The 25,002-nt window shown below is 65.0% G+C and carries 22 protein-coding genes and 2 pseudogenes; 12 read left to right on the top strand and 12 right to left on the bottom strand.

What is annotated here, in order from left to right; all coding sequences use genetic code 11:
- Window positions 1-18: 18 nt before the first annotated feature.
- The 3 genes from P6U28_RS19155 (at window position 19) to P6U28_RS19145 (ending at window position 3,210) form a co-directional block, all read left to right on the top strand.
- Window positions 19-1,260, top strand: coding sequence for an MFS transporter (locus P6U28_RS19155; RefSeq protein ID WP_407122989.1), 1,242 nt, complete (start codon window positions 19-21; stop codon window positions 1,258-1,260).
- Window positions 1,261-1,283: 23 nt separating this feature from the next.
- Entirely contained in the window at window positions 1,284-2,177 is an 894-nt protein-coding gene (locus P6U28_RS19150) for an amidohydrolase family protein (protein ID WP_407122988.1), read from the top strand.
- Window positions 2,178-2,295: 118 nt separating this feature from the next.
- Entirely contained in the window at window positions 2,296-3,210 is a 915-nt protein-coding gene (locus P6U28_RS19145; RefSeq protein ID WP_407122987.1) for a PhzF family phenazine biosynthesis protein, read from the top strand.
- 114 nt (window positions 3,211-3,324) lie between these two features.
- Here the strand turns inward: P6U28_RS19145 and P6U28_RS19140 are convergent, their stop codons facing one another.
- Both P6U28_RS19140 and P6U28_RS19135 read right to left on the bottom strand, forming a co-directional pair.
- A complete protein-coding gene (locus P6U28_RS19140) occupies window positions 3,325-3,786 on the bottom strand; it encodes a DUF488 family protein (protein WP_407122986.1) in 462 nt (153 codons plus the stop codon).
- 9 nt (window positions 3,787-3,795) lie between these two features.
- Window positions 3,796-4,632 carry a DUF72 domain-containing protein gene (locus P6U28_RS19135; RefSeq protein ID WP_129145760.1) on the bottom strand — a complete coding sequence of 279 codons (837 nt, stop codon included), beginning with the start codon at window positions 4,630-4,632 and terminating at the stop codon, window positions 3,796-3,798.
- Between the two features lie 103 nt (window positions 4,633-4,735).
- On the opposite strand from P6U28_RS19135, the gene P6U28_RS19130 reads away from it, so the two are divergent.
- The 4 genes from P6U28_RS19130 to P6U28_RS19115 all read left to right on the top strand — a co-directional run bounded on the left by P6U28_RS19130 (window position 4,736) and on the right by P6U28_RS19115 (window position 8,285).
- Entirely contained in the window at window positions 4,736-5,116 is a 381-nt protein-coding gene (locus P6U28_RS19130) for a hypothetical protein (RefSeq protein WP_129145761.1), read from the top strand.
- A gap of 87 nt (window positions 5,117-5,203) precedes the next feature.
- Window positions 5,204-5,407 carry a hypothetical protein gene (locus tag P6U28_RS19125; protein WP_122402551.1) on the top strand — a complete coding sequence of 68 codons (204 nt, stop codon included), beginning with the start codon at window positions 5,204-5,206 and terminating at the stop codon, window positions 5,405-5,407.
- Between the two features lie 241 nt (window positions 5,408-5,648).
- Entirely contained in the window at window positions 5,649-6,776 is a 1,128-nt protein-coding gene (locus P6U28_RS19120) for a glycosyltransferase family 2 protein (protein ID WP_122402552.1), read from the top strand.
- Between the two features lie 6 nt (window positions 6,777-6,782).
- The gene (locus tag P6U28_RS19115) at window positions 6,783-8,285 is read left to right on the top strand and encodes a glycosyltransferase family 39 protein (protein WP_407122985.1); all 1,503 of its coding nucleotides are present in this window, start codon (window positions 6,783-6,785) and stop codon (window positions 8,283-8,285) included.
- 6 nt (window positions 8,286-8,291) lie between these two features.
- On the opposite strand, the gene P6U28_RS19110 is transcribed toward P6U28_RS19115, so the two are convergent.
- Both P6U28_RS19110 and P6U28_RS19105 read right to left on the bottom strand, forming a co-directional pair.
- Window positions 8,292-10,178: a CHASE2 domain-containing protein gene (locus P6U28_RS19110; protein WP_129145763.1), complete on the bottom strand. Its 1,887-nt coding sequence runs from the start codon at window positions 10,176-10,178 to the stop codon at window positions 8,292-8,294.
- Between the two features lie 50 nt (window positions 10,179-10,228).
- A complete protein-coding gene (locus P6U28_RS19105; protein WP_407122984.1) occupies window positions 10,229-10,753 on the bottom strand; it encodes a FecR domain-containing protein in 525 nt (174 codons plus the stop codon).
- A gap of 653 nt (window positions 10,754-11,406) precedes the next feature.
- Here P6U28_RS19105 and P6U28_RS19100 point away from each other — a divergent pair.
- Window positions 11,407-12,459: a DUF2778 domain-containing protein gene (locus tag P6U28_RS19100; protein ID WP_407123083.1), complete on the top strand. Its 1,053-nt coding sequence runs from the start codon at window positions 11,407-11,409 to the stop codon at window positions 12,457-12,459.
- A gap of 7 nt (window positions 12,460-12,466) precedes the next feature.
- Here P6U28_RS19100 and P6U28_RS19095 read toward each other — a convergent pair whose 3' ends face one another.
- Both P6U28_RS19095 and P6U28_RS19090 read right to left on the bottom strand, forming a co-directional pair.
- Window positions 12,467-13,096 (bottom strand): glutathione binding-like protein, encoded by a 630-nt coding sequence (locus tag P6U28_RS19095; protein WP_407122983.1) that lies wholly within the window; start codon window positions 13,094-13,096, stop codon window positions 12,467-12,469.
- A 12-nt stretch (window positions 13,097-13,108) separates the two neighbouring features.
- Complete coding sequence (locus tag P6U28_RS19090; RefSeq protein ID WP_407122982.1) at window positions 13,109-13,699, bottom strand: cysteine hydrolase family protein; 591 nt, start codon at window positions 13,697-13,699, stop codon at window positions 13,109-13,111.
- 129 nt (window positions 13,700-13,828) lie between these two features.
- Here P6U28_RS19090 and P6U28_RS19085 point away from each other — a divergent pair, with 129 nt between their 5' ends.
- On the top strand, window positions 13,829-14,662 hold the full coding sequence (locus P6U28_RS19085; RefSeq protein ID WP_407122981.1) for a LysR family transcriptional regulator: 834 nt from the start codon (window positions 13,829-13,831) through the stop codon (window positions 14,660-14,662).
- Between the two features lie 332 nt (window positions 14,663-14,994).
- On the opposite strand, the gene groL is transcribed toward P6U28_RS19085, so the two are convergent.
- Together groL and P6U28_RS19075 are read right to left on the bottom strand one after the other, a co-directional pair.
- A complete protein-coding gene (groL, locus tag P6U28_RS19080) occupies window positions 14,995-16,635 on the bottom strand; it encodes a chaperonin GroEL (RefSeq protein ID WP_057029537.1) in 1,641 nt (546 codons plus the stop codon).
- Between the two features lie 46 nt (window positions 16,636-16,681).
- Window positions 16,682-16,996: a co-chaperone GroES gene (locus P6U28_RS19075; protein ID WP_122402560.1), complete on the bottom strand. Its 315-nt coding sequence runs from the start codon at window positions 16,994-16,996 to the stop codon at window positions 16,682-16,684.
- A 377-nt stretch (window positions 16,997-17,373) separates the two neighbouring features.
- On the opposite strand from P6U28_RS19075, the gene P6U28_RS19070 reads away from it, so the two are divergent.
- The gene (locus tag P6U28_RS19070; protein ID WP_407122980.1) at window positions 17,374-17,661 is read left to right on the top strand and encodes an usg protein; all 288 of its coding nucleotides are present in this window, start codon (window positions 17,374-17,376) and stop codon (window positions 17,659-17,661) included.
- 7 nt (window positions 17,662-17,668) lie between these two features.
- On the opposite strand, the pseudogene P6U28_RS19065 reads toward P6U28_RS19070, so the two are convergent.
- Window positions 17,669-19,708, bottom strand: a pseudogene (locus tag P6U28_RS19065) (tetratricopeptide repeat protein).
- Between the two features lie 209 nt (window positions 19,709-19,917).
- Between P6U28_RS19065 and P6U28_RS19060 the strand changes: the two are divergent.
- Window positions 19,918-20,445 (top strand): cupin domain-containing protein, encoded by a 528-nt coding sequence (locus tag P6U28_RS19060; protein ID WP_122402562.1) that lies wholly within the window; start codon window positions 19,918-19,920, stop codon window positions 20,443-20,445.
- 125 nt (window positions 20,446-20,570) lie between these two features.
- On the opposite strand, the gene P6U28_RS19055 is transcribed toward P6U28_RS19060, so the two are convergent.
- Window positions 20,571-21,821 carry a NupC/NupG family nucleoside CNT transporter gene (locus P6U28_RS19055; protein WP_122402563.1) on the bottom strand — a complete coding sequence of 417 codons (1,251 nt, stop codon included), beginning with the start codon at window positions 21,819-21,821 and terminating at the stop codon, window positions 20,571-20,573.
- A gap of 154 nt (window positions 21,822-21,975) precedes the next feature.
- On the opposite strand from P6U28_RS19055, the pseudogene P6U28_RS19050 reads away from it, so the two are divergent.
- Window positions 21,976-23,209 (top strand): annotated as a pseudogene (locus P6U28_RS19050) (MFS transporter).
- Between the two features lie 207 nt (window positions 23,210-23,416).
- Here P6U28_RS19050 and P6U28_RS19045 read toward each other — a convergent pair.
- Together P6U28_RS19045 and P6U28_RS19040 are read right to left on the bottom strand one after the other, a co-directional pair.
- Window positions 23,417-24,175, bottom strand: a complete 759-nt coding sequence (locus P6U28_RS19045) for an SDR family oxidoreductase (protein ID WP_122402564.1) — start codon at window positions 24,173-24,175, stop codon at window positions 23,417-23,419.
- A gap of 26 nt (window positions 24,176-24,201) precedes the next feature.
- On the bottom strand, window positions 24,202-24,960 hold the full coding sequence (locus P6U28_RS19040; RefSeq protein WP_122402565.1) for a proteasome-type protease: 759 nt from the start codon (window positions 24,958-24,960) through the stop codon (window positions 24,202-24,204).
- Between the last annotated feature and the right edge of the window lie 42 nt (window positions 24,961-25,002).

The raw sequence follows: 25,002 nt of genomic DNA, 5'->3' as shown, positions 1-25,002 counted from the left end.
AGTACAGGGGTAGGAAACATGTCGAACTGGTACAGCGAAAGCTCGCCGCTGGAGCGGCGCACGTTCTGGGCAAGCTTTGGCGGCTGGGCGCTCGATGCGCTCGACGTCCAGATGTTCGGTCTTGCCATCCCGGCGCTGATCGCCGCGTTCGGCATCAGCAAGGCCGACGCCGGTCTGCTCGGCTCCATCACGCTGTTCTTCGGCGCGTTCGGCGGCTGGTTCGGCGGTGCGCTCGGCGATCGCTTCGGCCGCGTCAAGGCGCTGCAGATCACGGTGGCCACCTTTGCGCTTGCGACCTTCGCCTGCGCCTTCGCGATGACCTACACCCAGCTCCTGGTCTTGAAGGGGATTCAGGGCCTCGGCTTCGGCGCCGAATGGGCCTGCGGCGCGGTGCTGATGGCCGAGATCATCCGGCCCGAGCATCGCGGCAAGGCGCTCGGCTCGGTGCAGAGCGCCTGGGCGGTGGGATGGGGCGCCGCCGTGCTGCTCTCGGCGATGGTCTTCACCTATGCGCCGGCCGACATCGCCTGGCGGCTCCTGTTTGCGCTCGGCCTGTTGCCCGCGCTCCTGATTATCTTCATCCGCCGCGGTCTGAAGGAGCCGCCGCGCGCGGCCGCGGCCGAGAAGACGCCGTTCTTCGCAACGCTCTCGGGCATCTTCCACCGCGACGTGCTGCGCTCCACCCTGATCGGCGGCCTGTTCGGCATCGGAGCCCATGGCGGTTATGCCGCGCTGACAACCTTCCTGCCGACGTACTTGCGCGAAGTCCGGCATCTGTCGGTGCTTGGCTCCAGCGGCTATCTCGCCGTGATCATCGTCGCCTTCTTCTGCGGCTGCGTGACCAGCGGCATCATCAGCGATCGCATCGGGCGCCGGGCCAATGTCGCGTTCTTTGCCACCTCCTGCATCGTCACGGTGCTGATCTACATCTTCGCGCCGCTGACAGATGGGCAGATGCTGGTGCTCGGCTTTCCGCTCGGCTTCTTCTCCGCCGGCATTCCCGCCAGCATGGCGGCGCTGTTCAGCGAGCTTTATCCGGCCGGCGTGCGCGGCACCGGTGTCGGCTTCTGCTACAATTTCGGCCGCATCGTCTCCGCCGCGTTCCCCTTCCTTGTCGGCTTCCTCAGCGAACATAACGGGCTTGGGCCTGCAATCGGCATCGATGCGGCCTTTGCCTATTCGCTGGTCCTGATCGCGGTACTGCTGCTGCCGGAGACGCGCGGCAAAGTCTTCGAACAGACCGCCGCGACGCGCGCCTGACGTGCAGATGGGGAGCAAGTGCCATGACGTTCGTCTCGCGCGGCCTCACACGCCGCCAGTTTGGTGCGGGCCTCGGATCGCTCGCCGCAACGGCCGCCACCACAGCCAGGAGTGAGGCGGCCTTGCCGACGATCGATAGCCATGCCCACGTCTTCCACCGAGGTCTCCAGCTCGCGCCGGGCCGGCGCTATGCGCCCGGCTACGACGCGCCGCTGGCGCTCTATCTGGAGCAGCTCGACCGGAGCGGCATGAGCAATGGCGTGCTGGTGCAGCCGAGCTTTCTCGGCACCGACAATTCCTATCTGGTCGATTGCCTGAAGCAGGCGAGCGGTCGCCTGCGCGGCATCGCCGTGGTCGATCCCGCGGCGACGACGGACGAGTTGCGTGTGCTCGATCGCGCCGGCGTCGTCGGCATTCGGCTCAATCTCGTCGGCCAGCCCTTGCCGGATCTCGCCGCCGGCGAGTGGAAGGCGCTGCTCGGAAGCGTGAGAGCGATGGGGTGGCAGGTCGAGGTCCAGCGCAACGCCTCCGATCTTGCCGTGCTCGCGCCACAGCTGCTCGATCACGGCGTCACCGACGTGCTCGATCACTACACGTTGCCGGACCCGAACCTCGGCGTCGGCGATCCCGGTTTCCAGTCGGTACTGAAGCTGGGAGCGACGAAGAACGTCTGGGTCAAGATCTCGGCGCCCTATCGCAACGGTGCGGCCGGCGAAGACTTCGCGAAGCAAGCCTTTCCGCTGCTGCGCGGCGCTTACGGCCTCAATCGCCTATTGTGGGGCAGCGACTGGCCGCACACGCAATTCGAGGCGACGCAGACTTACGCGAAGAACCGGGAATTTCTCGATCTGCTAGTCGTCGACAAGAGCGAGCGTGCGCAAGTGCTCGCGGCGCCACGGCCGCTCTTTCGCTTCTGAATCTCTTCCGCGATTGCTCCGATTGCTCCGAATTTAGGGGCATGACGAGCGATGTTTTCGGCTTGTAGACTGCTGCGTGATGCGGCCCGTCGGCCGCGACTTGCATGGGGAAGTGACGATGCAGCGCCGCTACATCACCGTCGACGTGTTCACCGACCGCGCCTTCGGCGGCAACCAGCTCGCCGTGGTGCTCGATGCCGGCGGGCTGACGGCCGCGCAGATGCAGGCGATCGCGACCGAGTTCAACTATTCCGAGACGACGTTCGTGCTGCCGCCGCGCGACAAGGCCAACGACGCCGAGGTGCGCATCTTCACGCCGGTGCAGGAAATGCCGTTCGCGGGCCATCCCAATGTCGGCACTTCCTTCGTGCTAGCGAGCCTGGCGAAGGAGCCGAAGCCGCGCCTGCTGTTCGAGCAGAAGGCGGGGCTGGTCCCGGTTGACATCGTGCGCGAGCAGGGTCGGGTGGTCAGTACCGAGCTCACCGCGCCGCAGCCGCTGTCGCGACTGGCGGAGGTTTCAGCCGCTGACGTTGCGGCTTGCATCTCCTTGACGGCTGATGACATCAGGACCGATCACCATGCGCCGCAAGTCGTCGGCGTCGGAACGCCGTTCCTCGTGGCTGAGGTGCATTCGCGCGAAGCGCTCAAGCGTGCCAGGCCCGACGCAGCCGCGTTCGGCAGGGTCTTGCCGCGCGACGGCGCCCGCTCGGTGTGGTTCTACACGCGCGATGTGCCCGCGGCGGAGGCGCCTAGCCAGCGGCAGGCGCGGATGTTCATGCGCGGCGCCGGCGGCCTCGCCGAAGACCCCGCCACCGGCAGCGCGACGGTCGCGGCAGCCGCACTGTTCGCCGATCTCGATCCCACGCGCGACGGTGAGTTGAAGCTCACGGTCGGCCAGGGCTTTGACATGGGCCGGCCGAGCATTCTCCTGACTCGCGTGCGCAAGCAGGACGGCAAGATCGTGTCGGCGCATGTGGGCGGCAGCTGCGTGCAGATGATGGAGGGAACGTTCAGGTTGGCGGGAGAGGGGTAACTCGTCATTCCGGGGCGCGCGTAGCGCGAGCCCGGAATCCATCTGGCCGCAGTGTTGGTGGAGGAATGGATTCCGGGCTCGCGCCAAGAGGGACGCCTCGCAATGACGGGTGGGCTACACCTGCCTCCCAACCAAATTCTTCACCGTCACCCCATCGCGCTCCTCGATGATCTCCGCGATCATCCGGCGGTGGCAGTGGGTGTGGTCGCGTTCGTAGCAGAGCAGGCACACCGGGCCGGCCTTGTTTACGAGCGCCGACAGCTCGTCCATCTCTTCTTTCGCCTGCGGCGTCTTCAGGTGCTTCGAATAGATCGTCTCCAGCACGTCATATTGCCCGCTGCGGGCGGCGAGGCGACCTTCCTTGGGCGTGCCGAGCGCGGCGAGATGGACATAGGCGATGCCGCGCTCATCGAGCCCGGCGGATAGCTGCTTCTTGGAAAAGCCCGGCCGGCGCGACGACGTCACCGCGCGCACGTCGACCACGAGCTTGACGCCCGCAGCTTCCAGCTCGTCCAGCACGGCCTTGGGCGGCGTCTGCTCATAGCCGATGGTGAAGAGCTTCTTCGCCTTTGCCATGAACCATCCTCAGCTCACTCGCGCGATCAGTTCCATGGCGCCGTGAGGTGCGCGCACCTTGCCCTCGTGGATGACATAGGCGAACACGTCACGCGGCGCCTTCTTCGGCTTGGCCTTGTCAACCTTCGGCAGGTCATCCGGTTCACCGCCCGCAGCCCAATCCTTGAAGCGCTCCGCCCAGGCATCGAGCTGCTTCGGCGGATAGCAGGTCTTGATCTCGTCATTGCCTTTCTGAAGCCGCGCATAGACGAAATCGCCGGCGACATCGGCGATGGCGGGATATTTGCCATGCTCGGCGAACACCACGGGCGTCTCGAACTCGCGGATCAGTGCGATGAAGTCAGGCGTGCAAAAGCTGTCATGGCGGACCTCGACGACGTGGCGCAGCGCGCGCCCGTCGAGCTTGCGCGGCAACAGCTCCAGGAACTTGCCGAAATCGGCGCCGTCGAACTTCTTCGTCGGCGCGAACTGCCACAGCACCGGCCCGAGATGGTCACCGAGTTCCAGCACGCCGGAATCATAGAACCGCTTGATGGAATCGCCGGCCTCGGCGAGCACGCGGCGGTTGGTGGCGAAGCGCGGTCCCTTCACCGAGAACACGAAATCATCAGGCACCTCGCTCGCCCATTTGCGAAAGCTCTCCGGCTTCTGCGAGCCGTAATAGGTGCCGTTGATCTCGATCGAGGTCAGCTTCGAGGCGGCATAGGACAGCTCCTTCGCCTGCGCGAGCTTCTCCGGATAGAACACGCCGCGCCAGGGTTCGAAGGTCCAGCCGCCGATGCCGATGAAGATGTTGCCGGTTTTTTTGGACGCGGTTTTTGCTTTGGCCACGGGAGGATCTCGCATCGTCGGGGGAGGAGGGCTTCATCCTAATCAAACCAGATGTGATTGGCCAGTTGGCCCGTCCCGTCTAAGCTCGCGCCCGGACCCGCGAAGAAGGAGAACAACAATGCGGATGCTGTTGGTGGGAGCCGCACTCATCACGATGACATCTGCTGCCATGACGTGTTCTGCCTTGGCAGATGACGACGACGCGAAAAGTGCACAGAAGCTCGCCCAGCAGGGCCGCGACGATTACTGGCATTGCCTGGCGCGGGAATATTCGCGCGACTCCAATCAGGGCCTGTCGGAGCAGGATTTCGGCCGCTCGGTTGCGGGCGCCTGTCCATCGGAGCGGCAATATTACCGCGTGGCGCTGCTCGATTATCTCACCACGCAGTATCCGGATATCGATGCCGGCGCCCATCTCGCTACCGCCAACAGGGCGGTGGAGGCGGCGCAGAAGGACATCGTGATCGCCTTCGTCAAGCACCGGCCGCCCCAGAAGTAGCAAGTCACCAAGGCTGGCTGGCAGCTCTTCCGGCCGCGCGCTCATCCATGGTATCAGTGGGCCCATCTGGAGCAGGGATGGGTTTCCATGTCGTCTGAGTCGGTGGGTGGCGTTCTGGGGGCGATCGTCGCGGCGATCGTGCTTGCGGTTGCCGTCGTGTTCGGGCCGATCGGCCAGTACGGCAAGCCGCCCAAGCCGGCGAAGGTCGAGCCGGCCCCGGCGGCTGCACCGCCAGCACCCGCCGCGCCCGCGCCGCGCGGGCCGATCATCCGGGAAGTCCCCAACCAATAGGGCGCGAAAAATGGGGTTTCCACCCCCTTGCGAAGCGCTTTTGCCGTCCCCATGTAGCCTCTAACGGCGACGTTGAGCGAAGAACTCCGTCGTTGGGACGACCTTGGAATAGCTCAGGCCTGCGCCGGATGTACGCGCGGTCCGCCATTCCGGGGTCGTTGGCATTTTGGGCCCATTTTTGGGCCGTTCCCCAGAGACCCCGGCTTGGCAGCGCAGGACGCGGCGGATATACGCTGCCGTCATGAATGAAGCGATCAGACCGGGCGTCGACATCCAGGCTCAAGAGGGGCCGGAACTGTCGGTCATCGTCCCCACCTTCAATGAGCGCGACAACGTCACGGTGCTGTACCGGCGCCTGGAGGCGACCCTCGCCAACGTCGCCTGGGAGGTCGTGTTCGTCGATGACAATTCACCCGACGGCACCTGGGACGTCGTGCGCGCGCTGGCGCAGCGCGACAGCCGCGTGCGCTGTGTCCGCCGTATCGGCCGCCGCGGTCTGTCGGGCGCGTGCATCGAGGGCATCCTCGCCTCGAGCGCTCCCTATGTGGCCGTGATCGACGCCGACCTCCAGCACGACGAGACGCAACTGCCCAAAATGCTGTTGCTGCTCGCAAGCGATCAGGCCGACCTCGTGGTCGGCAGCCGCTACATCGAGGGCTACAAGAGCGAAGGTTTCAATAAGCAGCGCGCCGGCGCCAGTGCGCTCGCAACCGAGGTCGCCAAGAAGATGTTGCGGGTCGAGATTGCCGACCCCATGAGCGGCTTCTTCATGATCCGCCGCGACCGTTTCGAGCAGCTCGCGCCAAAGCTCTCCGTGCACGGCTTCAAGATCCTGCTCGATGTCGTCGCGACTGCGCACGGCAGCTTGCGGGCGGTCGAGATTCCCTACACCTTCGGCGCCCGCCAGCACGGCGAGAGCAAGCTCGATTCCATGGTCGCGCTCGACTTCCTCGGTCTCGTCTTCGCCAAGCTGACCAACGACATCGTCTCGCTGCGTTTCATCCTGTTCGCGATGGTCGGCGGCATCGGTCTCGTGGTGCACTTGACCACGCTGTTCATCGCACTTCAGCTGTTCAAGGCGCCGTTCGCGGAGGCGCAGGCCGCCGGCGCCATCGTCGCCATGACCAGCAATTTCATCCTCAACAACTTCCTCACCTATCGCGATCAGCGACTGAAGGGCTTTGCGCTGCTGCGCGGCCTGATCGCCTTCTACATCGTGTGCAGCGTCGGCCTGCTCGCCAATGTCGGCGTCGCATTCTCGGTGTACGATCAGGAACCGATCTGGTGGCTGGCCGGCATGGCCGGCGCGCTGATGGGCGTGGTGTGGAATTACGCGATGTCCGGACTGTTCGTCTGGCGCAAGAAATAGCGCGTGATGGGCGGAGCTGACGCGCGGATCGTCCGCAACACCGCGCTGACGATCCTCGCGCTGGTGGCCCTGCGGCTCGTCGCGGCCGCCTTCACGCCGATCACCTTCGACGAAGCCTATTATTGGATGTGGTCGAGGAACCTGGCCGGGGGTTACTACGACCACCCGCCAATGGTCGCCTATGTGATCCGCGCCGGCACCCTGATCGCGGGCGATACCGAGCTCGGCGTCCGCCTCGTCTCGATCCTGCTCGCACTGCCGATGAGCTACGCGGTCTATCGTTCCGCCGCAATCCTGTTCGGCGGCGCGCGCGTGGCTGCAACCAGCGCCATCCTGCTCAACGTGACGCTGCTGGCCTCCGTCGGCACGCTGATCGTGACGCCCGATGCGCCGCTGCTGGTCGCCTCCAGCTTCGTGCTGTTCTTCCTCGCCAAGGTGCTGGAGACCGGCCGGGGCGCATGGTGGCTCGCGGCCGGTGTCGCGGTCGGCGCGGCGCTGCTCTCGAAATACACAGCGATGTTCTTCGGGCCGGCGATCCTGATCTGGCTCGCTTCCGTGCCGAAACTCAGGCGCTGGTTTCTCTCGCCCTGGCCGTATCTCGGCGGCCTGGTCGCCTTGGCGCTGTTCTCGCCGGTGATCCTTTGGAATGCGGACCATCAATGGGTCTCGTTCGCAAAGCAGCTCGGGCGCGCGAAGATCGAGGACTTCCGCCCGGTCTTCATCGCAGAGCTGATTCCGACGCAGATCGCGTTCGCAACGCCGTTGGTCTTCATCCTCGGCGCCATGGGCCTGCACGCGCTGACCTGGCAGCGCGCCGGCGCGCTGGCCTCGCGCGTGCTGATCGAGACGATGTTCTGGACCATCGTCGCCTATTTCGTCTGGCACTCGCTGCATGCCCGCGTCGAGGCCAACTGGTTCGCGCCGGTCTATCCGCCCTTCGTCGTGGCCGCGGCCGCCGCTGCCAACCTTGCGCAGTGGAAGCCGCGCCAGCGGCGCCTCGTCGACTTCTGCCTGCGTTGGGCCGCGCCGGTCGGCATCGTGATGTTTGCAGCGCTGGTCGTTCAGGCAAATACCGGCTGGCTGTCGGGCTATCGTCGCGATGCCACCGTGCGCAGCGTCGGTGTCGGCTGGCGCGAGCTCGCAGCAGAGATCGAAGCGGTGCGCGTGCGCGTCGGTGCGACCTGTGTGCTCGCACAGGACTACGGCACCACGAGCTGGCTCGCGTTCTACCTGCCGCGCGGCACCTGTGTGGCACAGCAGAGCCAGCGCATCCGCTGGGTCAACATGGGCGAGCCGGATCCCAAGCTGCTCGCCGGCAAGCTGCTCTATGTCGACGAGCTGCGCGCGGACGGGCATCCCGTCCTCATCGAGCGCTTTGCAACGGTGACGCAAGTTGCGCAGTTGCAGCGCAAGCGCGGGCCGCTCGTGGTCGAGACCTACGGCATCGATCTGCTCGAAGGCGCCAAGGATGAGGTGCTGGATCGCTCGCCGCCGCCTGAGGCGCGGTAGCGGACTTCAGCCGATCATCTCGGCCTTGGCAGCCTCGTGGCCTGGCCCGCTCTGATCGCGCCAGAACCAGACGGTCACGACACCAGAACGGCCGCGGACATGGGCCAGCAGGGGGCCTGACAGGACGCCGTCGGGAGCACCGTGGAAGTCGGCCGCATCCAGCATCGTATCGCTCAGTGCGAGCCGCGCATCATTCTGGGCGGCAACCTCCATCAGCCGGCTTGCGACGTTGACGGTGTCGCCTGTCGCCGTGATGTGCTGATGGCTTTCGCCGAGCCGCGAGGCGACGATCGGGCCGCAATGCGCGCCGATCTTGAAGCCGAGCTGACCTGCGACTGCCGGCGGCAGCGAGGCGATCCAGCGTTCGAGACCGCGATGCAGGTCGATCGCGCATTTCAGCGCGCGCGCCGCGTCGTCGGGCATCGCGCGCGGCAACCCGAACAGGATCATGGCGCCATCGCCGAGGAAGCCGGTGATCATGCCGCCGCAATCGATCGCGGCCTTGTCGATCAGTGCATGAAACGCCTTCAGAAGATCCCTGAGTTCGTCCGGATCAATCCGCTCGCTCAAACCGGTGAAGCCGGAGAGATCGACGAAGACCACGGCGGCATCCTGCCGGACGGGCTTTGACAGGAAGTCCGGATCGCGCGCCAGCCACTCCTGCAGTGCCGGCGCCTGGAATTGCGCAAGCGACCTGCTCTTGGCGGCGAAATATTGCGTGCGGCGGCCTCCGGCCCACAGCTGCACGCCGGCAAAGACCGTCACCGGCGGCACTGCCGCGGCGAGCGTGGTCGCGGCGTTCAGCCAGACGCCATGCGTGAACGCGAACAGATTGAGTCCGGCCCAGGCGATCATCATCGCGGCCGCCGCCATGATGCCGAGCGCGCTACGCCGCCAGGCGAGCAGGCCGACCAGCAGCATCGGCAGAAGGGTCGCGGAGAGCGCGTCGGCAATACGGACCCTGCGGTCGCGCACGACGGCATCGCCGGCGACGAGATGCGTGATCGCAGTCGAGATCACTTCGACGCCGGGCATGAGGGAATCGAACGGCGTGGGATAGAAATCGCCGCCGCCGGCGACCGAGGCGCCGATCACGACGATCCGGTTCTCGATCGCCGCCCGATCGAGCGTGCCGTCGAAGATGCTCTGTGCGCTGACGGTACGGATCGTCCGACGCGGGCCGTAATAGGTGATCGGCAACGCGAAGTCGCTGTCGGTCGGCACCGCGCGATTGCCCAGCATGAGACGGTCGGGCGCGACCGTCAGCGGTTGGTCGAGCGCACGGGCGGCGACACGCAAAGGGAACGACAGCTCGACCTTGTCGCGCGTCCGGAACAGCATCGGCACCGCGAGCGGTGAGCCCGATTGTCCCGTCGCGACATTGACGACGCCGACCTCGGCGTGATCGGCGAATGCGGGCAATGGCTGCAAGAAGCGTTCGGCCTCGGGCAACACGGCCAGGGGGCCTTCGCTGGGTGCCACGGTCTCGCTGGCGGAGGGGAAGATCGCCGCGGCGGCGAGCACCATGGGACCGGTGGCGAGCGTGTTGGCCAGCGTGGCATCGCCGATCGCGGCGCTGCGGTCGACGAGCAGGAGATCGATCGCGACAACCTTCGGCTTGAACTGCACGATGGTGTCTACGACGCGGGCAAGATCGGCGCGCGGCAGCGGATAGCTGCCACCGCGCTTCACGACGGTGTCGTCGATCGCGACGATAGTGACGACATCGGGCGGACGCTGCACGCCGCGGGCCTGCGTCCGCCAGTCGGTCAGCGTGGCTTCGAGGCGATCGAGAAAGCGCAGATGGCCGTTGGCGTGCGCGGCATAGATGCCCGCGCCCCACAGCGCGGTGAGGACGAGTGCCACCAGGATCTGAACGCGTCGGCTGCGCATGCGGTCGTCTTGCAATCTCGTATTGTCCAAATAGTCTTGGCGACCCCGACCTATTGCCCGAGTCTTGCCATGAGCGCGTCGACGCGCGGCTGACCCCATGTCTTGATGGTCAACGGGCCGGTTGCCTCGACGTCGACGCCTTCGCCGGGTCCAAGCACGACGCCGCGTCCACGAGCCCGGCGGGTCACGCCGACCCCACCGTCGGCGACGAACACGGAGGTCTTGGCGTCAGCGACATCGACTGCCCATTTCGTGCCGCGCACTGCGGCAATCGCTTGCGGCGTCAGCACCTTGAAGGGGTTGCGCCGCGGCTTCTTGCGCACCTCGATCAGCAGGGCCTTGTTGCTCAACGCCACGGAATCTATATGTCCGTCGCGGTTGGCGTCCTTAAGTTCAAACTTGGCGCCACTTTCCGCAACGATGGTGATGCCGTTGTCGCAGCGCCAGGTCTGCGTCCCAGCGGCCGAGGGCGACGCCGTGCAGCCCGCATTGGCCGCAAGCTGTGCAGTCGCAGATCCAACCAACAGAAGCGACCCTGCCAGGGCGAAAAACCCTGCGCGCGCTATCCCTCTCATGCCAGCTCCGTTTGCGTGCTCGGCACAGTTCAAGGCGGGACGATACGGTACCGTATCACGCGCAGAGGCTGCTGAAAAGTGCCGAGGTGGCAGCTATTTTCTCGTGGCGGCGATGTCCAGAACCGAAACGATCAACTTTCAGTCACGGCGCTGTTGCCGCAATCGGCCAGCGGACGCAGGGCCGTCCACCAGCCTTGCGCAACGCTTCCGCGCTACGCTCAGTGCTAATTTGAGGGTCACGAAAACGGCGTTGTTGAGTGCGTCATGGATGCGGCGGCAAGCGTCGAACAGTTGGCGCAAACCGGTCGAGAAACATGGTTAACAGACGCGTCTAAGTCCGTAGTTCTGCGGGCTTTTTTCTCAAAACGGGACAGCGTTGACGAGTTGCCCCACATCCGCCCGAACTTAATCCGCATTTAACTAAAAGTCGCCTTAATGACGCTCCGACCCTCTGCGAGATGCTGTTCCCGGATCGTGACCAGCGGCACTTCGAAGGGGGACTGAGTGACACCGTCCTGGACGCAAGGCGAATGAGTACGAGTATCGCTGCGCAGAGTAACGCGGCACGGAAGTCCAAGAATTATTCGCGGAAATCTTCCCGGAAAACGACCACGTCCAATTGGCTTGGCGCCGCGGCGATCGGCTGTGTCGTGATGGGCGCCGGCTGGACCATCTACAGCAACGTCTTTGGCGCGAGCGTCTATCCGACTGTCGGCAGCATCGGCTACGACGAGCCCGTGATCAAGCGCGCACCCAAGGTGGCGCTGCGCGAGGCCCGCGAGGCCATTGAGGAAACCTTCGCGCTGCTGCCCGACCGGCTCCAGGTCGCAGCTCCCATCTCGCGCGAGATGTTCAACGAGCGCTTTGCCGCCGCTGCGACGCAGGGTGTGCCGTCGAATGCGGCGAGCGCCGCGCCGGCAACGGAGGTTGCCGTGGCCAAGGACACGCCGAAGGACGCCCCGAAGCAGAGCGTCATCGCCAAGGTCGCGGAAGCGCTGAAGCCGGCAGCCAAGATTGCTGACAAGACCGCTGAGAAGCCTGCGGACAAGGCCAGGCGCGCACCGGATGCCCAGATGCAGCTGGCCTCGGCCGACCCGGCCGAGATCGTGCCGGCGCCCGAGGCGAAGCCGAAATCCTTCGCCGACCGCGCCAAGGCCGCGGTGATGTCGATCACTGCTCCGCGCCAGTCGATGGTCGAGAAGCTCTGGGGCAAGCGTGAGCCGTCCGGCGGGCTGCTCGCCTACGCCTCGGCCGATGCCAGCGTGACCGCGTCCATCGCGCCCAAGGAGCAGAACCCGATGTTCGGCGGCGCGCCGCCCTATGAGCGCGACACCGCGGTCTACGACATCACCGCCAAGACGGTGTACCTGCCCGACGGCACCAAGCTCGAGGCGCATTCCGGCCTCGGCTCCAATCTCGACGATCCGCGCTCCTCGAAAATCCGCATGCGCGGCGTGACGCCGCCGCACATCTACACGCTGAAGCCGCGCGAGGCGCTGTTCCACGGCGTGCCGGCGCTGCGCCTGACCCCGATCGGGGGCGAGAGCGCGATCTACGGCCGCGACGGTCTGCTCGCGCACACCTTCATGCTCGGGCCGAACGGCGACTCCAACGGCTGCGTGTCGTTCAAGGACTATTACGCGTTCCTCGATGCCTACCGCAACAAGGGCATCCGCAAGCTCGCGGTGCTGGCGCGGGTGGACTGACCTGCGCTCAAGCGGTCATCTGCTTGCGCAGCGCCATCTCGGTCGCAACCGCCTCCCGCACGCGAGGCCGCGCCTGCATGCGTTCGAGATAGGCTGACAACGATGGCCACTGCGCAATGTCGACGCCGGCAGGCCGAAGCAGCAGCAGGGCCCAGGCGAGGTGGGCGTCCGCGACGGTGAAGCGGTTGCCGACGAGGAATTCGCGGTCCGCCAGATGCGCTGCCGGCACCGACAAGGTCTGCGCGATCCGTGCTCGCGGCTTGGCGAGCGAGCCGTCGTCCTTGTACCAGAAGGTCGGAAACAGGAACGCCTTGTGGATCTCGGCGCCGACGAAGCTCAGCCATTCCTGGAGCCTGTAGCGGTCGGGATCGCCGAGCGGCGGCGCAAGGCGCGTCTCGGGCTTCAGATCGGCAATGTATTGCAGCACCGCCGCGCTCTCGGTCAGCCGTTCGCCATTCTCCAGCACCAGCACCGGCACAGCGCCCTTCGCCGCCACGCCGTGAAAATCGCTGCCGTCGTCCACGATCGTCTTGGTCAAGAGGTGCACCTGATGGTACTGCGCATCGAGGCCAGCCTCCATCAGCGCGATCCGGCTCGCGAGCGAGCAGGCCATCGGCGAGAAATAGAGTTGCAGCATCGCGTTGCTCCGTTACTTCAGCGCATCGCCGCGGGCGATGATCGCGAAGCGATCGGACAGCTCGGCGAGCGCAACCTCGTGGATGGTTCGGGCGTCCAGCGTGCCGCCGCGCCCGTCCGGCAGGTCGCGCGTGGCGCAGGCATCGGCATCGATCGTGGTGCGAAAGCCGAGGTCGAGCGCGGCCCGCGCCGTGGAGCTGACGCACATATGCGTCATGAAGCCGGCCAGCACGATGTTCTTGCGTCCGGTCGCGACAAGGCGCGCCTGCAAATCGGTGCCGGCAAAGGCATTCGGCAGCTCCTTCTCGATCACGGGCTCGCTGGCGCGGGGGCTCAGCTGGACGACGATGGCGCCGCGGTCGGCGGCGCGATCGAACAGGCTGCCGGCCTTGCCGCGATGGGCGATGTGGATGATCGCGGCACCAGCCTCGCGGGCCTGTGCCAGGAGCGCAGCCGCACGTGCGATCGCGGGCTTGGCGTCGGGCAAGGCGAGGGGGCCCGCGAGATATTCGTTCTGGATATCGATCAGCACCAGCGCGGCGTCGCCGAGGCGCGGCGGGCTGAGGTCGGCGCCGGCGAGCTGGAGCAGGGTCTTTGCGGTCATGGTCTTGGAAATCTCCCGGGGTAGAAGGCGCAACAAACATAGCCCCGGGAATGCCTGCCGATATGCAGGAATATTGCAGCGGGAGGCTGCGAGATTGCAGGCCATCGGGCGGCGATGTAGCCTCAAGCCATGAACTGGGACGATCTGCGCATCATCGCCGCCGTCAGGGACGAAGGCACCTATGCCGGCGCCAGCGCAAAGCTGCGTATCGACGAGACGACGGTCGGGCGTCGGCTGTCGCGCATCGAGCGTGCGCTCGGCTTGCGTCTGTTCGAGGCCGCCGACGGCGTCCGCAGGCCGACGCGGCAATGCGAAGCGGTGCTGGCGCATGTCGAGGCGATGGCCTCGCATGCGGCCGAGATCGGCCGCCTCAGCGAGAGCCTGGAAGGTCCGGTCGGCCGCCTGCGCATCGCCTCCACCAACACAGTTGCAGAAGAAGTGCTGTCGCCGCGTGCGGGCGACTTCCTGCGGACCCATCCCGGCCTGACGCTGCAATTCCTCACCTCGAGCGAGAACGTCAGGTTCTCGCGCTGGGAGGCTGATCTGGCCATCCGCTTGCGCAAGCCCGACAAGGGCGACTTCGCGATCTCAAGGCTCGGCGACATCAAGCTGTATTTTTTCGAGCCGGTTACGACCGAGGGCGAGCCGATGCTGTGCGTCTATCCCGACGAGCTCGGCGCCATTCCCGAGATGCAATTCCTGCGCACCAGGAAGGCCCGCGCGCGCTGCGTCGCCGATAACGTCCGCGTCATCCGCAATCTGATCCGCGCCCACCAGGCCGCCGGTGTGTTGCCGGAATATGTCTGCGCCGACCTGCGCGGCGACCGCCGCCTGCGCGCCACGCTGCTGCCGAAGCGGCGCGACGTCTGGCTGCTCGTGCAAAACCATCTCAAGCGCGATGCCGCAACCCGCGTGACGATCGACTGGGTGAGGGCCTGTTTCCAGGAGACCTCGCGCCGCTGACGGCGCATCGGGTTGCGATCGGCCCCCACAGGGTTCGCCTGTCGTGAACGCGCGAGCGCGCCGGCGCGACCAATCCTGAACAGGGTTTTCACTGGCGCAAAGGTTGCGTAACGTCATGCCGGTTGCAGGCTGAGCAGAAGGCGATGACGATTGTTCAGGACACCATCCGGCCGTCGACGGCGCAATCGCGGGAGCGGAAGGCGATTGCTTTCCGGATCATGCTTTAGAAGGCCCACTTGGGCGCGAGCCCGGAATGACGGGTGGAGAGAAGTTATTGCAAACAAAAACCCCGGCATCGCTGCCGGGGTTTCGTAGTTCTCGAGGGTGCTGGATCAGAAGTCCATGCCGCCCATGCCGCCGCCGGGGGGCATCGCCGGGCCGGCGCCGCCCTTCTTGGGCAGCTCGGCGACCATGGCTTCCGTGGTGATCAGGAGCGCGGCCACCGAGGCAGCGTTCTGGATCGCGGTGCGGACCACCTTGGTCGGGTCGATGATGCCCTTCTTGACGAGGTCGGCATATTCGCCGGTCTGGGAGTCGAAGCCGTAATTGTAGGCCTTGTTCTCCAGGATCTTGCCGACGATCACCGAACCGTCTTCACCGGCATTGATCGCGATCTGGCGAGCGGGAGCCGACAGCGCCTTGCGCACGATCTCGACGCCGGTCTTCTGGTCGTCGTTCTTGGTGCGCAGGCCCTTGAGCTGCTCGGAGGCACGCAGCAGGGCGACGCCGCCGCCGGGGACGATGCCTTCCTCGACCGCCGCGCGGGTCGCATGCATCGCGTCATCAACGCGATCCTTGCGCTCCTTCACCTCGACCTCGGTCGCGCCGCCGACGCGGATCACCGCGACGCCGCCAGCGAGCTTGGCGAGACGCTCCTGGAGCTTCTCACGGTCGTAGTCCGAGGTGGTCTCCTCGATCTGCGCCTTGATCTGGGCCACGCGCGCCTCGATGTCGGCCTTCTTGCCGGCGCCGTTGACGATCGTGGTGTTCTCCTTGTCGATCATCACCTTCTTGGCGCGACCGAGCATGTTGAGCGTGACGTTCTCGAGCTTGATGCCGAGGTCTTCCGAGATCGCCTGGCCGCCGGTCAGGATCGCGATGTCCTGCAGCATGGCCTTGCGGCGATCGCCGAAGCCCGGAGCCTTGACGGCCGCGACCTTCAGGCCGCCACGCAGGCGGTTCACGACGAGGGTGGCGAGGGCCTCGCCTTCCACGTCCTCGGCGACGATGACCAGCGGCTTGCCGGTCTGCACCACGGCCTCGAGCAGCGGCAGCAGCTCGTTCAGCGAGGAGAGCTTCTTCTCGTTGATGAGGATGTAGGCGTCGTCCATCTCAACGCGCATCTTGTCGGCGTTGGTGACGAAGTAGGGCGAGATGTAGCCGCGGTCGAACTGCATGCCCTCGACGACGTCGAGCTCGGTCTCGAGCGACTTGGCTTCCTCGACGGTGATGACACCCTCGTTGCCGACCTTCTTCATGGCGTCGGCGAGGAACTTGCCGATCTCGGCATCGCCGTTGGCCGATATAGTGCCGACCTGGGCGATCTCGTCGTTCGAGGTGACCTTCTTCGAGTTCTTCTCGAGGTCGGCCACGACGGCCTCGACCGCGAGGTCGATACCGCGCTTGAGGTCCATCGGGTTCATGCCGGCGGCAACGGACTTCGCGCCTTCCTTCACGATCGCCTGGGCGAGCACGGTGGCGGTGGTGGTGCCGTCGCCGGCCGCGTCAGCGGACTTGGAGGCGACTTCGCGCACCATCTGGGCGCCCATGTTCTCGAACTTGTCGTCGAGCTCGATCTCCTTGGCGACGGTGACGCCGTCCTTGGTGATGCGGGGAGCGCCGAACGACTTGTCGAGCACGACGTTACGGCCCTTCGGACCGAGCGTGACCTTCACCGCGTTGGCGAGAACGTCGACACCGCGCAGCATCTTGTCGCGCGCTTCAACCGAGAATTTGACTTCTTTGGCTGCCATCTGGATTTTTCCTTGAGGATGTTTGACTGGAGGGAGGAGAGGGCCCTTAGGCCGCCTTCTTCTTGGACTCGGTGACCTCGAGAACGCCCATCACGTCGCTCTCCTTCATGATCAGCAGGTCCTGACCGTCGATCTTGACCTCGGTGCCGGACCACTTGCCGAACAGCACGCGGTCGCCGACCTTCAGGTCGATCGGGATCAGCTTGCCGGACTCGTCGCGGCCGCCCGGGCCGATGGCGACGACCTCGCCCTGCGAGGGCTTTTCCTTGGCAGTGTCGGGAATGATGATGCCGCCGGCGGTCTTCTCTTCTGCGTCGATGCGCTTGACCACGACGCGGTCGTGAAGCGGACGGAATTTCATGCAGTCCTCCTAAGTAATTGCACGAGTTGAGGATTTTGATATTGTTAGCAGTCGTTGCCCGCGAGTGCTAGCACGAGCGAGGGTGAAATAGGACAGGAATTTTGCGGGGGCAAGGGTTTGTAGCAGAAAAATTAGCACCCGAAAGCACGGACTGCCAGAATCTCTTTGGCATCGTTAACCGACACCCGAGACCGTATTAGCACGGAGTCATGTCTGCTGCTAACGCATTGAATTTCAACAGCTTGTTAAACTTTTGGGCTTGAGATGGATTGTCGGTTTGCGTCACATATCTCTCATGTGAGCGCATCGTTTCCGGGTGGCTCCCGGGGCACGGATCAAGCCACCCCCTGCATGCGCTCCTGCAAAGGAGGTTTGGCATGGGACTGCGCGTTGGGGGCGTTTCCGAGGACTTCCGGAAACAGATGCTGGGCTACGGGCTGACGACGGCACAGATTCTCTATCGGATGCCGGATCATCCCTCGTTGCTCCAGACCTATGTCTGGCAGAACTACGACATGTTTCCGAAATTTCCGGCGCTGACCGATTTCCTGGCGTTCTGGCAGGAGAAGCTCGATGGCCCCGTGCATTCGGTCACGGTGGCGCATTCCAAGCTGATCAAGCCCGCCGAGCTGCGCGCCGTCGACGGCGTGTTCCGGCTGCATTGAGCAGAGCTCAGACGCCGCCCTTGCAATAGCGTGTCCACATCGCGCGATAGGCGTCGTCCACGGCTCGCGCATATGAGACAGGGTTGCCGGCGGCCGCAGCGCTGATCTGTTCGGGCAGCTCGCGGCGCAGTTGATCGAGCTCGGCGACCCGCGCCGCGCGGCCGGCTGCAATCTCGACATACGCATCCTCGCTGTCGGCGACTCTGCAGGGCTTCCCATGTGCTGACGCCGCCGTTCTGTGGGAACGGGTCGAGTGCAATATCGATGCGATTGAACGATGCCAGATGTTCGTGCCGCGAGGTCGCTCCGAGCAGATCGACGCGTTCGGCCGGCAATCGGCAAGCCGCAAATCGCGCCAGCAGCTTGTCGCGGACGAGTTGATCGTCGAGCGCAACATCCTTGATCAGCAGTCGCGAGCCCGGCACCCGCTCGAGGATCCTGGACCAGACTGCCGCGGCCTCGTCGGAGATTTTGCTGATGCGGTTGAAGACACCGAACGTGATGAAACCGTTCGAAATCGCAGGCGTCTCCGCTCGCGCAATCCCGGCCGGCAGCGGCGTCAGCGTCACAAAGCACGGCAGGTCGACGACGGTCTCCGCAAACAGATGCCGAACCGCCAAAGGAATCGCGACAGGATCCGAGAACAGATAATCGATCGTCGGCAGCCCGGTGCCGGTGCCGTGGCCCCAGCCGTGCGCCTGGATCGGTGCCGGCTTGCGCGCAAATACGCCGAGGCGGTTTCCTCTGGTGTGGCCGGACAGATCGATCAGGATATCGACGCCATCGGCGCGAATCTGTGCAGCGAGGCGATCGTCGGTCCATTGCGAGGCGTCACGCCAGCGATCGGCGAGCCCCTGAAATTCGCTTGTCGTCCCGTCCACTTTCGACGAACACGAGTAGCACACGATCTCGAACTGTGCCCGGTCATGGTGTTGCAGGACCGGCTTGAAAATGAACGCGGCCGAATGCGCGTTGAAGTCCGACGAGACGTAGCCAAGCACCAGGCGCCGGTCCGGGTCGCGGCTGTTGTCATGCGGTGCTGCCGCTTCTGAAGCGATTTTGGCCCCGATCCGCTCCCACCACACCGACGCGCTTGCTGATGCCGTTCGACGCTGGCGTCCGCCACAAAATCGAGCGTGAATATCTTGCTGGAGATCGCGCTCTGAAGGTCAGGCCGGATATCGAGGGCCCTGTCGAAGCTGGCGAACGCTTCGTCGACCCTGCCAATTCCGGCGAGACAGAGGCCCAATACGAAGTGAGCTTGATCAGAATCGGGCGCAATCGCGAGAGCTTTCTCGCAATCGAGCAATGCTTGGGCAATTTGCTGGGTCTGGAGCAAGACGTTGGCGCGCCAGAGCCACCCATTCACGTCGTCGGGTGCGAGGGCGATTGCCCGATTGCAATCCGCCATGGCTTCGTCAAATCGCTGAAGCTCCCGGAGTGCAACGGCGCGGTTCGCCAGCGCCGCGGCATAGTCAGGCTTGATCGAGAGCGCGCGGTTCAGGCTTGCGAGAGCCTCGTCATAGTTGCGCAGACGGCAGAGCGCAGAGCCTCGGCCGTTGTGGGCTTCGGCCAGGTTTGCGTCAATTGCGAGCGCCTGATCGTAGCTCTCGAGCGCTTCTTGGTGCAGATCAAGGGCCGCGCTCGCGTTACCGAGATTGGACAGGGCGAGGGCGTAGCTGGGCCGCAAGGCGAGAGCCTTTCGATAGCTCTCGCGGGCCTCGTCGTGACGTTTCAGCCCGTTCAACGCCACGCCCAAGCTCATGTGGGCTTCGGCAGATCGCGGGTCTGCGGCAACGGCCCGGCGCAGCAGGATTTCGGCCTGGTCATAGTTCCTGGCATCAGACTCCAAGGCGCCGAGCATATGCAGGGCGATGAATTGGTTGGGCGCGAACTGCAGAAGTTGGCGATAGGCAGCCTTGGCCTCGGGGAGGCGTCCCTTCTTGTGCAACTCGAGCGCTTGCCCGAGCAATGGCAGCACTTCGGCCTTTTGCCGTTTCTGGAGCCGGGCATTCTGAAATGCACGCTGACCGACGCTGCTGCCCATGAATCAATTCCCCCAGATCTCCTGCCGAGACTAATTCAGGGAGAGAACGAAGACGAGACGATGCTCGCTCGCCACGACAGCTTGGGACAAGCTACGACCGATCGCGGACCGGCCGCAGCTCCGCAATTGCTGCCTCGCCCAGGACTGGGTAATCTGCCCTTCGGGTCACACTCGTGCGACGGGCGCGGCTCGGAACAGGGAGGCAGACAATGGCCAAGCAGAAGGCATCGAGGCCCGCAATGAAGACCGCAGTGAAGAAGCGGAGCGGGACCAAGGCAGCGGCGCGATCCTCGGCACGAAAGGCAGTGAAGGCGAAGGCGCGCACCGTCGCTCCGAAGAAGGCCGTGCGGCCGAAGCAGCGCATCGCCATCAGCCATCACCGCGAGGAAGACTTCAAGGCCGACGGCCTGCGTGCCTATGCCAGATACCGCGATCTCGGCATCGCCGAGGCGACCCACGGCCTCGCGCAGGCGCATGTGATCCGCTTGCAAGGCCCCTGCAACCCGGCCGAGGTCTCCAAGCTCCATTATCACGACGTCGAATTCCAGATGGTCTACGTGCTCAAGGGCTGGGTGAAGACCTATATGGACGGGCAGGGCGAGACCTTGATGAAGCAAGGCAGCGCCTGGACCCAGCCGCCGAAAATCAAGCACATGATCCTGGACTATTCGGACGACGTGGAGCTGCTGGAGGTGATCCTGCCGGCGGAGTTCAGGACGGTGGAGTTGAAGGCGTAAGGGCTTGCCCGCGGGCTTGTAGCCCGGATGCGGCGCAAGCAAGATCCGGGAAAGTTTCTCCGTGGAGAAGATGGCCCCGGATTGCGCTGCGCGCAATCCGGGCTCTACGGCTCACGACGGGTGTCTTAACTCAACACCCCCACCATCGCCCCCATCAAGCACGTGGTCAGCGTCCCCGATACGATCGACTTCAGCCCCAGCGCGTTGATCTCCTCGCGCCGCTCCGGGGCCATCACGCCGAGGCCGCCGATCATGATGCCGAGGCTGGCGAAGTTGGCGAAGCCGCACATCGCGTAGAGCATGATCAGGCGCGAGCGCGGATCGAGCGCGTTGGCTGGCAGCTTGGTGAAGTCGACATAGGCGATCAATTCATTGAGCACGGTCTTGGTGCCCATCAGGCTGCCGGCGGTGATCGCCTGATCCCATGGCAGCCCCATCAACCAGCATACTGGTGCCATGACGAGGCCAAGCAGCCGCTGCAGCGAGATCGCGGCACCGCCGATATCAGGCAAGAGGCCAAGCATGGCATTGACCAGATAGACCAGCGCCACCAGCACCAGGAGCATGGCGACGATATTGAGCAACAATTCGAGGCCGCCGGTGGTGCCCTTGACGATGGCGTCCATCGTGCTGGACACGTTCATCTCGGGATCTTCCAGTGCACCGCCGGTACGCTTGTCGGATGTCTCGGGCACCATGATCAGGCTGACAAGGATCGCGGCCGGCGCGCCCAGCACCGAGGCGATGACGAAGTGCGCGGCCGCGTCGGGGATGAGCGGGGCAAGGAGCGTCGCATAGAGCACCAGCACCGTGCCGGCGATGCCGGCCATGCCTCCGGTCATCACCACGAATAATTCGCTGCGGGTCATCTGTGCCAGATACGGCCGCACGAACAACGGTGCCTCGACCATGCCGAGGAAGATGTTGGCGGCGGTCGAGAGGCCCACGGCGCCGCCGACCCCCAACGTGCGTTCGAGCAGCCAGGCCATGCCGCGCACGATCGGTGGCAGCACGCGCCAATAGAACAGCAGTGTCGTCAGCACGCTCATGACCAGCACGATCGGCAATGCCTGGAACGCCAGGATGAAGTCCGCGCCCGGCACCTTCAGATCGAACGGCAGGGGGCCGCCGCCGACATAGCCGAACACGAAGGCGGAGCCGGCGCGCGAGGCCGCCGAGATCGCGCCGACCGCGTCGTTGATCGCGCCGAACGCATGCGCTACGACCGGCAGCTTCAGCAGCACGACCGCGGTGACGAAGGTCGCGGCGAGGCCGATTGCCGCCTGACGCAGCGAGACCGCGCGGCGATTCTCCGCCAGCGCGAAAGCGATCAGGAGCAATGCGAAAATGCCGAGTGCCGATTGCAACCGAAGCATGATGTCCCCAAACCCTCAATGATTATGGCCGCGTGTGCATTGCAAAGGCAATGCCGGGGCCACGGAAGCGGCTCGTTGTTGACAAGCGGGCAAGCCTGGGCCACGCGGGCCCATCAGGATCAGGACCGGACCGTCCGAGGTGACCGAAGCGACGATGCCAGAGCAGCCAATATCCGACAATCTGCCGGTCAGCGCCGGCGCGCTGCTCGGCCACCGCGCCTTCCTGTTCTTCCTGCTCTCCCGCAGCCTGTCGCGCTTTTCCAGCCAGATCGCGGCGGTCGCGATCGGCTGGCAGGTCTACGATCTCACCGGCTCGGCGTTCGACCTCGGCATGGTCGGCCTCGTGCAGTTCCTGCCCACGGCGCTGCTGGTGTTCGTCGCTGGACACCGACCGCTACGAGCGCAAGCGCGTGGTCCAGCTCTGCCAGCTCGTGGAAGCCGCGACCGCGCTCTATCTCGCAACCATCACCTATCTCGGCGCGGTCGGCGAGGTGCAGATCTTCATCGCGACCTTCGTGCTCGGCATTGCAGGCGCGTTCGAGAGCCCGACCACGGCGGCGTTGTTGCCGTTGATCGCGCCGCAAGGGTCGCTGCAGCGCGCCACGGCCATCTCCAGCGGCGCAGCGCAGGTCGCGACCATCACGGGGCCGGCGCTCGGCGGATTCGCATATGCGGTCGCCCCGCATCTCGCTTATGCCGTGATGGTACTGTTCTGGGTTGTGGGGATGATTTTGACCGGCTTCATCCGGCCGCGTCAGCAGGCGATCGCAAAGGAGGGGACGAACTCGGACAATATCTTTGCCGGCGTCCGCTTCATCCGCGGCAACCCCGCGATTCTCGGCACCATCTCGCTGGACCTGTTCGCCGTGCTGTTCGGCGGCGTCACCGCGCTGTTGCCGATCTATGCCCGCGATATTCTTCAGGCCGGCCCGGTCGGACTCGGCGTGCTGCGTGCCGCGCCCGCGGTCGGTGCGCTCCTGATGACCGTGGTGCTGGCGCGCCACGCCATCTCGCGGCATGTGGGCTTACGCATGTTCCAGGCGGTGATCGTATTCGGCCTCGCCACGATCGTGTTCGCGCTGTCGCCGTGGATGTGGCTGTCGGTGCTGTCGCTCGCCGTGCTCGGTGCGGCCGATACGATCAGCGTCGTGATACGCTTCTCGCTTGTGCAGCTGTCCACACCCGATGAGATGCGCGGCCGGGTCGGTGCGGTGAATTTCCTCTTCATCAACGCCTCGAACCAGCTCGGCCAATTCGAGAGTGGCCTCACGGCCGCGCTGTTCGGCGCCATGCCCGCCGCCGTGCTCGGCGGCGTTGCCACCGTCGCGGTGGCGCTGCTCTGGATGAAGCTGTTTCCGAGCCTGCGAAAGGTGGAGAGTTTGGAATAGGGCAACGCTCCTCCACGTCATTGCGAGGAGCTCTTGCGACGAAGCAATCCAGAATCTTGCCGCAGTGGCAGCCCGGATTGCTTCGCTGCGCTCGCAATGACGATTGTGGAGATGGCTCGCGGACTTAACTCCCACCACCCTGTAGCCAGGCAGCAGCAGGCGCCACTTGACGCCTACTGTGCATGGGGTTGTTCTCGCGCTTTTTGTTCAACCCCGCCCCACGAACGGCATCTTGGTCGCCATCACCGTCATGGTCAGCACGTTGGCGTCGAGCGGCAGGCTGGCCATGTAGGCCACGGCATCGCCGACCGCTTTCGCGTCCATGCGCGGCTCGTGCTTGGTGGTGCCATCAGGCTGAAGCACGCCGGGGCCGTTGACCATTCGGTCGGTCATCGGCGTCGCCGCATTGCCGATGTCGATCTGGCCGACCGCGATGTCGTACATGCGGCCGTCGAGGTTGGAGGCCTTGGTGAGGCCGGTGATCGCGTGCTTGGTCGAGGTGTAGGCCGCCGAGAACGGCCGCGGCGCATGCGCCGAGATCGAGCCGTTGTTGATGATGCGGCCGCCGCGCGGGGTCTGGTCCTTCATGATGCGGAAGGCGTGCTGAGTGCACAGGAACGGGCCGGTGAGGTTGGTGTTCACCACCGCCTGCCACTGCTCGAGGCTGAGATCCTCGAAGTTCACCGCCGGCGCGCCCATGCCGGCATTGTTGAAGAGCACGTCGAGGCGGCCATAGGTCGTCTTCACCTTGTCGAACAGCGCGGCGATCTGCTCCGGCTTGGTCATGTCGGCGGTGACGCACAGGCTCTTCCCCGCGGGGCCGAGCTTCGCGGTCTCCTCGAGCATGTCGAGCCGGCGCCCTACGAGCACCACGGTGAAGCCGGTGTTCATCAGCGCCAGCGACGCCGCGCGCCCGACCCCGGTGCCGGCGCCCGTCACCACTGCGATCTTTTTCGCTTCACTCATCGTTTCCTGCCTTTTCTCTTGAGCTGTCAGGTTTTGGATTCTTTTTCGTTCTTGTAGGGCGGCCGCGGAATGTTCTGGTGCGCGGCGCGCAGCGCCGCCGACCAGCGCGAGCGCAAATCGTGGAAATAGGGCTCGCCCGCCTCGATGCGGTGATTGAGATCGGCCTCACAGGCATCGTTCCGCACCACCAGCACGTCGATCGGCAGGCCGACGCCGAGGTTCGAGCGCATGGTCGAGTCCATCGAGATGAGGCCGGTCTTCAGCGCCTCGTACAGCTCGACGTCGTAATGCATGGCGCGGTCGAGCACCGGCTTGCCGTATTTGTGCTCGCCGATCTGCAGGTAGGGCGTGTCGGTCGTGCACTCGATGAAATTGCCGGCGGTGTAGACCATGAACAGGCGCATGCGCGCGCCCTTGATCTGGCCGCCGAAGAGGAAGGAGACGTCGAACGACACGTCCTCCGATTTCAGCGCCGGCCCTTCGGTCGCATGCACCGCCCGGATCGCCCGGCCAATGCGCTGGGCGGCCTGGAACATGGTCGGCGCGTTCATCAGCGTCTCGACCTCGCCCGTGTTGGGGTCCTCCAGGCCTTCGGTCAGGGTGGAGAGCACCGACTGGCTGATCGCGAGGTTGCCGGCGCTGGCGATCGCCATGATGCGCTCGCCGGGCTTGGAGAAGATATGCAGCTTGCGGAAGGTCGAGACGTTGTCGAGGCCGGCATTGGTGCGGGTATCGGCGATCATCACCAGACCATCCCGAACCAAGATTCCGCAGCAATAGGTCATTTCCAGTCCTCGACGCGAGCGTTTGCGCGCAAGTACTAGCCA

Source organism: Bradyrhizobium sp. STM 3561 (assembly GCF_045571455.1).
Lineage (GTDB): Bacteria > Pseudomonadota > Alphaproteobacteria > Rhizobiales > Xanthobacteraceae > Bradyrhizobium > Bradyrhizobium vignae.
This window is presented reverse-complemented; position numbering and strand designations above follow the sequence as displayed.